General features: G+C 39.8%; 7 protein-coding genes. 3 read left to right on the forward strand and 4 right to left on the reverse strand.

Translation table 11 applies throughout. The features are described from left to right. The first annotated feature begins 27 nt into the window (after window positions 1-27). Complete coding sequence (locus NMG86_RS07080; RefSeq protein ID WP_026787580.1) at window positions 28-1,266, forward strand: RuBisCO small subunit-like domain-containing protein; 1,239 nt, start codon at window positions 28-30, stop codon at window positions 1,264-1,266. A gap of 365 nt (window positions 1,267-1,631) precedes the next feature. Here NMG86_RS07080 and NMG86_RS07085 read toward each other — a convergent pair whose 3' ends face one another. Next, window positions 1,632-2,723 (reverse strand): ISAs1-like element ISPlr1 family transposase, encoded by a 1,092-nt coding sequence (locus tag NMG86_RS07085; RefSeq protein ID WP_026795269.1) that lies wholly within the window; start codon window positions 2,721-2,723, stop codon window positions 1,632-1,634. A gap of 365 nt (window positions 2,724-3,088) precedes the next feature. Here NMG86_RS07085 and ftsH4 point away from each other — a divergent pair, with 365 nt between their 5' ends. Together ftsH4 and ftsH are read left to right on the forward strand one after the other, a co-directional pair. Next, window positions 3,089-4,987, forward strand: coding sequence for an ATP-dependent zinc metalloprotease FtsH4 (ftsH4, locus tag NMG86_RS07090; protein WP_026797312.1), 1,899 nt, complete (start codon window positions 3,089-3,091; stop codon window positions 4,985-4,987). 192 nt (window positions 4,988-5,179) lie between these two features. Then, the gene (gene ftsH, locus NMG86_RS07095; protein WP_026797313.1) at window positions 5,180-7,033 is read left to right on the forward strand and encodes an ATP-dependent zinc metalloprotease FtsH; all 1,854 of its coding nucleotides are present in this window, start codon (window positions 5,180-5,182) and stop codon (window positions 7,031-7,033) included. A 60-nt stretch (window positions 7,034-7,093) separates the two neighbouring features. On the opposite strand, the gene NMG86_RS07100 is transcribed toward ftsH, so the two are convergent. The 3 genes from NMG86_RS07100 to NMG86_RS07110 form a co-directional block, all read right to left on the reverse strand. Beyond that, the gene (locus tag NMG86_RS07100) at window positions 7,094-7,525 is read right to left on the reverse strand and encodes a hypothetical protein (protein ID WP_026797314.1); all 432 of its coding nucleotides are present in this window, start codon (window positions 7,523-7,525) and stop codon (window positions 7,094-7,096) included. A 416-nt stretch (window positions 7,526-7,941) separates the two neighbouring features. After that, entirely contained in the window at window positions 7,942-10,056 is a 2,115-nt protein-coding gene (locus NMG86_RS07105; protein WP_026797315.1) for a caspase family protein, read from the reverse strand. Window positions 10,057-10,109: 53 nt separating this feature from the next. Continuing rightward, on the reverse strand, window positions 10,110-12,569 hold the full coding sequence (locus NMG86_RS07110; protein WP_237747596.1) for an nSTAND1 domain-containing NTPase: 2,460 nt from the start codon (window positions 12,567-12,569) through the stop codon (window positions 10,110-10,112). Between the last annotated feature and the right edge of the window lie 146 nt (window positions 12,570-12,715).

Genomic DNA, 12,715 nt, shown 5'->3' on the forward strand with positions numbered 1-12,715 from the left:
TAACTGATGACTGATAACTGATTCAATATGTCTTATTATGTTTCGCCTCGTTTTCTCGATAAACTAGCAGTTCATATCACCAAAAATTTCTTACAATTGCCTGGGGTGCGAGTTCCTTTGATATTAGGAATTCATGGCCGCAAAGGAGAGGGAAAAACCTTTCAATGTGAATTAGTTTTTGAAAAAATGGGTTTTGAACCCGTGATGATCTCCGGTGGAGAATTAGAAAGTCCCGACGCGGGAGATCCGGCGCGTTTAATTAGATTACGGTATCGAGAAGCCTCGGAACAAGTGAAAGTCCGGGGGCAAATGTGCGCCTTATTTATTAATGATTTAGATGCGGGTGCAGGACGTTTTGATTCAGGAACCCAATATACCGTTAATACTCAATTAGTTAATGCTACATTAATGAATATAGCGGATAATCCAACTAATGTACAATTACCCGGAAGTTATGATGCAACGCCCTTAAATCGGATTCCAATTATCGTCACAGGAAATGATTTTTCCACCCTATATGCTCCTTTAATTCGGGATGGACGGATGGAAAAATTTTATTGGGAACCGACTAGGGAAGAACGCATTGGAGTGTTAAGTGGAATTTTCCCCACGGCGGAATTATCTCAACAGGATATTACCCAATTAGTAGATACTTTTCCTGAACAATCTATTGACTTTTTTAGTGCGGTGCGATCGCGGATTTATGATGAACAAATTCGTGATTTTATTCATAAATTGGGAGTAGAAAAAATTTCTAAACGAATTGTTAATAGTGCAGAAAAACCTCCCGAATTTCAAAATCCCAATTTTAAATTACCCCATTTAATTGAAATGGGTAAATTGATGGTAGGAGAACAAAAACGCATTCAAAATATGCGATTAGTTGAAGAATATAATCAATTTCGGACATTTAATAGTCAATTTGGAGTACCCTCAACCCAGGTAAATTCTGAAAATCCAATTAATTTACAGAACAAAATAGAACCAAATTCTGATGGTAAAAAATTACCAATTGAAGTTTTAGAACAAATTGATTATATTTTATCCAGTAGCTATCGTATTGGCTTAGAATATGCCGATAAACGTCGATTCAAAACCGGATCTTGGAATAGTTGTGGGTTAAATAGTAATGAATCAAAACCTAATATTATTCAAGGAATTGAAACCTGTTTAACCGAACATCCACAGGATTATATTCGTTTATTAGGAATTGACCCCATTGTCAAGCGGCGAGTCATTGAAATGATCATTCAGAAACCAGAATAAGGGAAGATTTGTAGGCAAAATTTAAGGATTTTAAGGATTTTATATTATATAAGTACCTAAACAAAATTAATTACACATCCTCCACCCTGTTCCCTCCCCCCCTAGCCCCCCGTGCACGGGGGGTTTGGGCAGGGCTGTTTCATGTTTGAAAATTATAGCCTACTTTTGGGTCATAATTCTCAAACATGATAGCTATTTTCCGAATAATTAATATTTCATATAATTGCTATATTAATATTAATTATAGGAAATATCATTTAAACAGCATAAATATTCTTATTCCCTACGGAGTAAGACTTACATTCCCGATTTTTATCTATTTTTCCTAAATTAATTGCTCTATTGTTTCAGTTTTAACTTTCGGATTAAGAGATAGCCACTAATTTCTCCCAATGATTTCCTAACCACCTTCTTCCCTCTGTTATTGACAAAAATCCTAAACCTCTGAAAATATTCAATCCTAGGGTGTTGAGCAGTGCCCAATTAGTCGCGGCTTGTACTTGATGAATTTTCATACTATCCTCTTTAAATAACACATCTTTTACCCAATGAACTTGATTCTCAATCCCCCAATGCCCTTTAATTTTTTTGGAAAAAAAATCCGCCTTTTCCCAGATACTACTTATATAATAAACCGTTTCTCTATAAGGCTTTTTTCCTCTGTATCCCCACCTTTCTACCTGAATTATACTTTGAATATGTTCCCAAGGGCTTTCAATTTTTATCGAATTTTTAAACACTGATACCCGACGAGTTATTTCTCGTCCATGACCCCTCTCTTTTTGAGTATCTATACTTTCAGCTTTCGTCGTTTTTGTAATTTTTTCAATTTGATTATACAGTTTGATTTGATTCTTTTTAACCGCGATTAAATAATCGTTTTCACTCTCGATAATCTTTCGGACTGTGGTGACATTACAATGTAACGCATCCGCAGTTATTAACTTTCCTTTTAGACCACATTCTTCTATTATCCCTTGGGCTACAGCTTGTTCTGAACCGGTTTTACTCTCGAACTTTTCCGTCGCTAATACTAATCCGGTTTCTTGACTAAATAGAGATACCATTATTACCATGTTTTGCTGCTGATTGCCTGGGTCTTTTACCGTACTTCTTAAACTTTTTCCATCTATTGCTAATCCCTCTATTCCCTTTAATTTAGGAGAATTCTCTCTTGACCATTCTTTTACTATTTTGCTTAAATCCTTCTCGTCTACTCCTCTCATCACCCTCCTTATTGTTGAATAAGATGGCATTCCTTGGCTATAGATATTGAATGTTCTTTTCAGGATAACTTCGTTGGCTTTGACAAAATATTCCATCTCTCGATATCCTTGATGCCCTGACATCACCCCTAAAACTACTACTAATAGCACTTCCCATAAACTATACCTTTTTCCCTGATTTTTTCGGAAATCCTTGACTTCTTTTAAATTTTCTATTAAACTTGTTAGCATCTTTATTTTAGAAAATAATGGCGGTCGCTCTCTATTTTATCAGGTAGCGATCGCTCTTTCTTTACTCTTTTCCACCCGACTTTGAAACAGCCCTGGGGGTTTGGGGGGGCTGTTCCCTCTCTCAACTAGGTAATTTATTTTGTGTAACTACTTAGCAACCGACATGACTATTAAGACAAAATATAGGTAGTAATTCCCGCCCACGCACCGAATCTATATCCTAAGCGTTATGGTAAATGCTATACAACTAATTTAAAATTGCTATATAATATAGGAATCCTAAATAAATTCTAACGATTTCAGACCTTGATAAAATAACTAAAAGTTCATTACCCATTACCTCTCTTATCCTTTAACCAAATACAATGAGTGTAAAAGACAAACCCAAATTTCCTCGGAATCTTCCCATCGGAAGTATCCTATTTTGGTTAGGAATTATCTTTTTAATTGCTAACCTCACCTTACCCGGATTGTTCGGGCCACAAATTCCCCAGGTTCCCTATAGTTTATTCATTAAACAAGTCGAAGACGGACAAGTATCCCAAGTTTATCTCAGTCAAGATCAAATCCGCTATTTAGTCAAAAGCGAACAAGAAGAAACCGGACAAATCCTATCAACAACCCCAATTTTTGATATGGATTTACCCAAACGTTTAGAAGCCAAAGGGGTCGAATTTGCCGCCGCCGCCCCCCCTAAAAATACTTGGTTTTCTAGTTTACTCGGTTGGGTGATTCCCCCCCTAATTTTTGTTGGAATTTGGGTAGCTGTCGGACAATTTATGCAAAGTCGCGGCGGAGGTTTTGGCGGGCCCCAGGGAGCACTTTCTATTAGTAAGAGTAAAGCCAAGGTTTATGTCGAGAATGAAGCAACTAAAGTCACCTTTCAAGATGTAGCCGGGGTAGAAGAAGCCAAAACCGAATTAGAAGAAGTGGTGGAATTCTTAAAGACTCCTGAACGATTTTTAAAGATAGGAGCTCGAATTCCTAAAGGGGTGTTATTAGTCGGCCCACCAGGAACAGGAAAAACCCTATTAGCCAAAGCCGTAGCCGGAGAAGCAGGCGTTCCATTCTTTAGCATTTCTGGTTCAGAATTCGTAGAATTGTTCGTCGGTGCAGGCGCGGCACGAGTTCGAGATTTATTTGAACAAGCCAAAAAGAAAGCCCCCTGTATCATCTTTATTGACGAATTAGATGCTATTGGAAAATCCCGTTCTAGTGGCGGAATGTATGGGGGAAATGATGAACGAGAACAAACCCTAAACCAGTTATTAACCGAGATGGATGGGTTTGCCGCCGGACAAGCCACGGTGATTGTTTTAGCTGCTACCAACCGACCCGAAACCTTAGACCCAGCTTTATTGCGTCCAGGTCGATTTGATCGCCAAGTTTTAGTTGATCGCCCTGATTTATCGGGTCGTTTAATGATCCTAGAAATCTATGCTAAAAAAGTTAAAATCGGGCCCGATGTGGAGTTAAAAGCGATCGCGACTCGCACCCCCGGTTTTGCTGGTGCAGATTTAGCTAATATAGTTAATGAAGCTGCCTTATTAGCTGCTAGAAATAAACGGGAAACCGTGAGTCAAGCCGACTTTGCTGAAGCCATTGAAAGGGTGATTGCTGGGTTAGAAAAAAAATCCAGGGTTCTCAACGAAAAAGAGAAGAAAATTGTTGCCTATCATGAAGTCGGTCATGCCATTGTTGGATCAGTAGTTTCCGGTCAAAATAAAGTGGCTAAAATCTCAATTGTGCCACGGGGAATGGCGGCTTTAGGATATACTTTACAACTGCCCACCGAAGACCGTTTCTTACTCAGTGAAGAAGAAATTAAAGGCGAAATTGCTACTTTATTAGGGGGACGTTCGGCCGAAGAAGTTGTGTTTGGAAGTATTACCACAGGCGCAACAAATGACCTACAACGGGCAACAGATTTAGCTGAACGCATGGTCACCAGTTATGGGATGAGTAAGGTATTGGGGCCCTTGGCCTATGAAAAGGGTCAACAAAATACCTTCCTCGGTGATAATATGATGATGAATCCTCGCCGTTATGTCAGTGATGAAACCGCAAAAGCCATTGATGATGAGGTGAAACAATTAGTGGAAAACGCCCATGAAATTGCCCTAGATATCCTGAATCAAAATAAAGATTTAATGGAGCAAATTGCCCAACAAATCTTAGAAACAGAAGTGATTGAAGGGGATAATTTACAACACTTGTTAAATCAAGTTAAATATCAGGCTAAAGTTGCCACTGCGATCGCATAATTGATCTATTCCTCTCTCGTTCCTCGTTCCCTGGTTCTACCAGGGAATGCCGATCAGAGGCTCTGCCTCTGACAATGCTATCCTATTTAAAGAATGGTGGCAGAGCCACCCTAGGAGCATTTCTAGGTAGAACCTAGAAACGAGGTTAACGAGGTTAACGAGGTTAATGAGAGTAAACTAGAACCAAATTTTATGAGTATTAAAAAAAGACCTAAATTACCCAGTTCTCAAAAAATTACCCAATTTTTATTAATCTCAGCCGGAGTAATCTTAATTGGAAATTGGTTATTACCTCAATTAACTCGCCCTCGGTTTCCCAAAGTCCCCTATAGTTTTTTTATCCAACAAATTGAAGATGGTAAAGTTTCAAAAGTTCTAGTCGGAGAAAACGAAATTCTTTACCAAATTAAAGCACAAAATGAACAACCGGAAAGAATTTTATCCACAACCCCTATTTTTGATTTAGAACTTCCTAAACGCTTAGAAACTCGGGGAATTGAATTCGCCGCTTCTCCCCCTCCCAAACAAAGTTGGGTGAATGTGATCTTAAATTGGGTAATTCCCCCGTTAATTTTAGTCGTCGCGTTTCAATATTTCATGAAACGAGATCCCCAAGGGTCATTATCCATTAATAAAAGTAAAGCTAAAGTTTATGTTAAAGGTCAAACCGATAATATTACCTTTGCAGATGTCGCGGGAGTCGATGAAGCCAAAACCGAATTAGCCGAAATTGTTGATTTCCTGAAAAGTCCTCAAAGATTCACCGAAATTGGGGCAAAAATTCCCAAAGGCGTGCTATTAGTTGGCCCCCCAGGAACCGGAAAAACCCTATTAGGAAAAGCCGTTGCTGGAGAAGCCGGAGTTCCCTTTTTTAGTATATCCGGTTCTGAATTTATAGAATTATTTGTCGGAACCGGAGCCGCCCGGGTGCGCGATTTATTTGAACAGGCGAAAAAGAAAGCTCCCTGTATTATTTTTATTGATGAATTAGATGCTATTGGTAAGTCCAGAAGTAGTGGAAGTTTCCAGAGTGGCAGTAATGATGAACGGGAACAAACCCTAAATCAATTATTAACAGAAATGGATGGGTTTGGGGTAGGAGATGCGACGGTGATTGTATTAGCAGCCACTAACCGCCCCGAAGCCTTAGACGCGGCATTATTACGCCCCGGACGCTTTGATAGACAGGTATTAGTCGATAGACCCGACTTAGCCGGACGCAAAGCCGTATTAGAAATTTATGCTAAAAAAGTTAAATTAGAAGATAACGTAGATTTACACACAATTGCCACAAGAACTCCTGGTTTTGGCGGGGCAGAATTAGCTAATTTAGTCAATGAAGCAGCCCTATTAGCGGCTAGAAATCAACGAAAAACTGTGAAGCAAGAAGATTTTTATGAAGCTATTGAAAGGGTGGTTGCTGGGTTAGAAAAACGCAGTCGCGTGTTAAACGAAAAAGAGAAGAAAATTGTCGCCTATCATGAAGTTGGTCATGCCATTGTGGGGGCATTAATGCCGGGGGGCGGAAAGGTAACTAAAATTTCTATTGTGCCACGGGGAATGTCAGCTTTAGGATATACTTTAAGAATGCCAACGGAAGACCGTTTTTTAATGGATGAAATCGAATTTCGGGAACAAATTGCCATGCTATTAGGAGGACGATCTGCCGAAGAATTAGTCTTTGGAAATGTTACCAATGGTGCCTCCGATGACCTACAACGGGCAACGGAATTAGCTGAAAGAATGGTACTTAATTATGGCATGAGTAAAGCCCTGGGGCCCTTAGCTTATGAAAAAGCCAAACAGAATAATTTTTTAGGCAATTCGGAGGCAAATTTGCGCCGTCCCATGAGTGAAAAAACCGCAGAAGCCATTGATGATGAGGTGAAGGATATTGTTAATAATGCTCATCAAAAAGCCTTAGCTATTTTGAATTATAACCGAGAATTATTAACAGAAATTGCTCAAAAAGTGTTAGAAACAGAAGTGATAGAAGGGGATGAATTACAACAGTTATTAGATCAGGTTAAACCTGTGTCTCGATAATTCATATTTTCCATCTCAGATTAGATCAGGGTCGTCTTCAATTCAAGAAAGATGAGGACATTAACTTTCTTCAGTGGGCAAACTAGCTTTCCAAGATTTACAAATTGCTTCCGAACCTGCTTTGGCAATTTTTTTAACGACTAACGTAGCAATTAAAGTAGCGATCGCCGGAGCTAGTCCTAATCCAGATACGAGAACAGGAGCCAATATTCCTGCCGCTTTAGTATAATTTTGGTTAATGACTTCATCTAATACTTTCTCTGTTTCTGGATCAGAACCTAAAGGATTACACATCAGATCATAAAGTCCTGAATTGAGTTGTTTCAGGAAATGTTTACCTGCTGCTAATACTTCAGGATTTATGGCTGCTCTAGCGGTGGCATTAATATCAATGGAATCTAGTGTACCTTCAACTTGAAGACCCAACTGTTCTTCTAGGGATTCTTCATCTAGTTCTAATAACTGTGGGATTAATTCATTGTAATCTTGCATTGAAAAACTCCAGCTAAAGTCAGTCTATTGTTTGGAGGTTAACCGATTTAAAATAGGGTTTTATCCCTATCTATTATAGCAGGGAACAGCGATCACAGATTTAAGAGGATTTCACGGATTTCACGGATTTTAATCTGTGTTATAGCAGGGAACACCGCAGGAAAAGATTTCTCTGTGCGCGGTTTTAGCATCAGTCTATGTCCTAACACCCCAGGCGCGACTGCTATATTTAATCTAATTAACTTTAGCTAAATTTTACTAAAAAACTTTGTTAAAGTCAATTATAGGAGGGAACAGGGAACAAGCCCCCCCAAACCCCCCGTGCACGGGGGGCTTGGGGGGAGGGAACAGGCAGGAAAAGAGTTCTCTGTTTAGGTTTCAAAATCCTATCCCCTGTCTCCTGCTATCAAACAAAACTAGATTTTTTTCACCACAAATTCCACCTTTTCCGTCGTCCATTCTTCACTTGCATCAACCACAACTTTAATATTTCGCGTTGGTTTATCTTCATCCGCAACAGCCGATAATAATTTCTCTAAGGAATTAGTTGGTTTTTGATCCCCAAATCCTTTTCGAGCTTGGTCTAAGGCTGGCAATTCCAACAATTGAAAATTTGTACTATATACCGTCGCAAATACTTTAATTACATCGACCCCTTCCTGATAATTTTCTGGCAGTTCGATATCCAAGCAAGTTTCTCTAAATTTTCCGGGGTCTACCCCTTCACCAGCAGTACCTTCAGGATAGAATTTGATAATACTCAAATCCGCCTGAAGTATCAAAGCCGAAATACTTAAAATGCGATTAGCTTGATTATAAATTCGCAGGGCAACCCGTTCTCCTACTTCCAATTCAGGCACCTTATCTCCAGTATTTACAACTACCTGTTGCCGTTTTTCAGATTTCACTAATTCAACCTTCAGTTTACCATTTAAGGGAGCAAAAGCATCCTCATTATCCAAATCTAAAACAGTATAATATCGAGCAACATGAATGAGGCGGTTAATTAACCTTTCCTCGGCTTCCGGTTCATCGACTTTTATCGGAAATAGAATATTTTTAATCCGTTGTTTGTTGGCATCTAAAATCCAATATTCCCCTTCTGAATTCAGGGAAACAAAATAATCTACATTGTCATCAGGTTCTTCTTCTGAACAGAATTCTATCCAGCGATGACCTTCCACTCTTTCTTTACTTTGTTTAATTTGTGTTGGAATTGATAACAGATTAATACCGGGAAATTGCACTGATGCGTCAGGTAAAAGCATCCGAACTTTGCGAATTTGTTTTACTCCTGGCCCTACATAATAAGCAGGAAAACCAATATCAATCATTCTTTCAGCTAATTTAGGACGGGGTTCTCTGCTTATAAATTCGTTGTGTAGCTCCGTTATTTCTACCCAACAGTCAGAGGCTCCCAATTCTACAACTGTAGCTGATGCAATGCGCTGGTCGTTATCCTTAAAATCCCTGGTTCTGAATTTAAAAATATCGAATTCTGCGCCTTTTTTAATCCCACTGGCTTGACCCATTTGCAACTGGACTCGATTTTTGGCAACATCTACTTTCTTCACTGGAGCAGTCCGGCTAACCTTGACTGTTTGAGTACCAAAAAAAGTACGTTCTGTCTCTCCAATTAACATCGGGGATTGTCGTTGAAAGTCATTATTAACGAGATTAGAAATACGATCATATAACTCTTGGGCGGAGATTTCTGCTCCGAATTGCCGTAGAGCTTTTAACAAGAAATACGTTAAAGCACCGTTACGTTCTGTGCCTTCAAATACCTTTTCATAAGCTAATTCATTATCCCGACAAGCCGCTATTAAGGTGTAACCATTTGGAGTTGGAAATAAACTATCAGCAACCGTACCACCGCGACTATTAGTAACAATATTTCGTGACATTTGGGCAAATTCTTCAGGAGGAGCAACTAAACTATCTTTCGGTCGGTCTGTCATATCAATAAAATTGTAACCCCGCGCATCTTCATCTTCTCTTAGATCTCTCGATGCGCCACCCGAATGACAACTATCAAAAACCACCGTTACGGCTAACTGTTTTTGCACCATATCATCGAGAAGTTTGGCTAATTCCAAATCTCGTAAATAGCGGGAATTGGGTTGACCAATATCGGTGGGAACTAACGCTTCATCAAAGGCTGCAAACCCCTTAATATCTTCATAAATTGTTTTAGCCCGTCCCCCGTGACCAGAATAGTGAATATAAACAAGATCTTGAGGTTGAGCTTTGGCGGTTACTTCTTTAAATTTGTTAACAATATTTTCATAAGTTGGTAACAATTCCGGGGGTTCTTGGGGTTGCTCAGGATTATCGGAAGCTGTCGCCGTGAGTTTAATAATTTGGTCAGGGGTGAGGTTAAAGGTATTTTTTAAATAGGTTTCGACGTGGTTAATATCTTGAACACAGCCCTTTAAGTTTTTGTAGCAGTTCCCTTCCGGTAAGCGATGGGGGAAATAGAAATTAATACCGATAAGTAGAGCGTGGAAGTTGGGCGTTGAATTAGTCATCTGTTTAAGGGGATAATGTTTGCAAAGGCTTGAGTTTATTGAGAAGGGGATGTCTATCTTTTAGATAGTTTACTACACAACTCCCGTTCAATTTCTTTGGCATCGGGATCATCAGGATTAGGCTTGAGATAATTATTAATAAAATAGCATCCCTCCTGAACTAAATAATCAAAATCTAATCGCCACAGCCTCACCGTCTTGTCACCACTCGCCGTCGCCAGCTTTTTGCCATCGGGGCTGAAACTCACCCCCCAAACCGACTTCGCGTGCCCGCCTAATGTGTTAGGTGCTGCAATATTGGAGACGATATTCAATAATGCGAGTTCTACCTGGGTATGGGTATCGGCATTAACCCAAGGTGTACGTCGCATTTGCAGAACGGCTTTTAAACTGGTTTTGATTGCTTTTGACCCGTCTAAATTTAAAAGTGCATCAGAATATTGAGCTAGACCATTAATTTCATTGATACTAGCCTTCCATAAACCGAAACTTGCCATTCCTGCTAAACCCAAAGCGATAACAGAAAAACCACTTAACCCCATTAGGGTTAGTCGTCGCCTGCGTTCAATTTCCCGTTTTTCCCGATCGCGTTCTTTAATGCTAACCTGAATAAAATCTCGTTCCTCCTGGGTCATTTCATCAGCGCGTTGACGCAACCAATCTTCCGCCACCGTCAAGAGTGTCCCCCACAATAACCATTCAACATCCTGTTTATTATTTTTCCATTCTCGCAATGATAGTTTTAGCCGTTCTTGCCACGTCCGAAACTCACGGTTATCATTAATCCACTGCCGCAGCGTTTCCCATTCTCGAATTAACGCTTCATGGACGACTTCGACTGTATCTTCAGTTTCCTGTCGTCCCGTCACCACCAACCGAGCTTGATATCCCGCTAAATAACTGACTAAATTCCAATTCTCGTCCCCCACTTCCGCACGGGTCGCCACTCGTCGGGTGTCTTCTGTTCCTTCTCCTGGACGCACTAACTGCACAAAAATTCGCTGGGCTTGTTGTTTCTCCGTTTCACTCAATTTTTGATAAACTTGTTCTGCATGATTAGCAATAGCTTTTTTAACCCCCCCAATTTCTTGATATGCTTGGTGAGTTAACTCTCGGTTTTTCTGTTTTTCCCATAACCGAGTTAAAGCAAATTCTAATAACGGCAAATTCCCCGGTTCTTCCCCCACATCATCGAGAATTCTTTGGGTTAAATTCTCTTCTAATTGAACGTCTAATTTTTGGGCAGGTAATTCAATGGCGGCTTGTAATTCCTCCCGTTTCATGGAACTGAGTAACTGGGGGGTATATTCCTGCAAGGCATCTCGAAACGGACGATAGGACAAGACATAACCATAAAAATCCGCCCGTAATGTAAACACTACTGTAATATTTTCTTGGGTAATAGCCGCCAATAATTCATTAGCAAAGCGTTCCTGTTCTTCCTTCACTGGACACAGGGTATAAAGTTCTTCTAATTGGTCAGCGACTAATAATAATTGTTTCCCAGGATTTCGTTCTAAAATTCGAGAAATCACCTGTTGTACTGTGATTCTCCCTTGTTGAAAATCACTAGCCAGTCCCACAGATTCCCGCAAAAATTGAGTTTCTCCCGCTTCTGGTTCCAGTTGTCGCACTAAAGCAGAAGCTAAGGCTAAAAACGGTTCTTTCCCTGGACGGAAAACCTCAATTAACCAGTTCCCCTGCTGTCGCAATTTCGGAATTAAACCTGCAAATACTACCGAGGATTTTCCACTGCCACTCGGCCCAATTATTCCTACTAACGGTTGGTTTTGCGTAACTTCTACTAATTTATTAATAAAGTTTTCTTGCCCAAAAAAGAAGTCGGCATCTTCTTCCTCAAAAGCAGCTAATCCTTGATACGGGTTCGGAGGAATAACGTCGTCAAAAACCGGAATATCTGTATTAATTAGAGTCGGAATTAAGGGTTTTTTCTTGAAAACCGGAGTTTCCTGTTCAAAAAAACTGATCATCTGCGAACATCCTAACTCGTAGGCTTCTTCGACTTCATATCCAGCCGATAAAGCATCATAAAAAGCAACGGAAAAGGCAACGGCGGCTTTATCTCCCACCGCTTTCTTCATCCCTAATACATAATCCACATATTGACTAATTGCCTCGGCTTGAACTTCTGAATAACAAGCGTTTAAAATAACGCACTCTACACCTTTTTTTGCAAACAATTTAAACATACTGGCGAGGGCATTTGTCTCCAGTAAAACCATTTTTCCCGTATCATCTTCGAGGACAATTCCATCCTGTTCCGATCCATGTCCGCAAAAGTGTACAATCTGAGGTTGATAATCTAATATGGCTCGATAAAAATCACGGGAACGTACCGCCCATTTCTGTTCTAATTTATACTGATGTCGTTGATTAGCCCGTCGTAATCCTTCATCAATTTCCCGAATTTCTTCATCCAACCGCAGGGGGGCTGTATTCTTAGGATTAGCAGCTAGAATCAGAATTGTCTTAACAGCACCATTGTTATTCATCGGGAAAAAAAACCAGATTATGTTTTAGCCCACATTCCGCAGATATTTAAGCCAATTGAATTGCCAATTAAATTGGAATAAATAAAAGCCCAAATCATTATATGGCAATCATTTGGGCTATTTTCAATGTAGAATAATAATTAGAG

The sequence above is a fragment of the Planktothrix rubescens CCAP 1459/22 genome (assembly GCA_904830895.1).
In the GTDB taxonomy this organism is placed as follows: domain Bacteria; phylum Cyanobacteriota; class Cyanobacteriia; order Cyanobacteriales; family Microcoleaceae; genus Planktothrix; species Planktothrix agardhii.

Excerpts from the sequence above, each read along its gene's own strand:
- NMG86_RS07100 (WP_026797314.1), bottom strand. The coding sequence starts at position 7,525 with ATGCAAGATTACAATGAATTAATCCCACAGTTATTAGAACTAGATGAA.
- NMG86_RS07085 (WP_026795269.1), bottom strand. The coding sequence starts at position 2,723 with ATGCTAACAAGTTTAATAGAAAATTTAAAAGAAGTCAAGGATTTCCGA.
- ftsH4 (WP_026797312.1), top strand. The coding sequence starts at position 3,089 with ATGAGTGTAAAAGACAAACCCAAATTTCCTCGGAATCTTCCCATCGGA.
- ftsH (WP_026797313.1), top strand. The coding sequence starts at position 5,180 with ATGAGTATTAAAAAAAGACCTAAATTACCCAGTTCTCAAAAAATTACC.
- NMG86_RS07080 (WP_026787580.1), top strand. The coding sequence starts at position 28 with ATGTCTTATTATGTTTCGCCTCGTTTTCTCGATAAACTAGCAGTTCAT.
- NMG86_RS07105 (WP_026797315.1), bottom strand. The coding sequence starts at position 10,056 with ATGACTAATTCAACGCCCAACTTCCACGCTCTACTTATCGGTATTAAT.
- NMG86_RS07110 (WP_237747596.1), bottom strand. The coding sequence starts at position 12,569 with ATGAATAACAATGGTGCTGTTAAGACAATTCTGATTCTAGCTGCTAAT.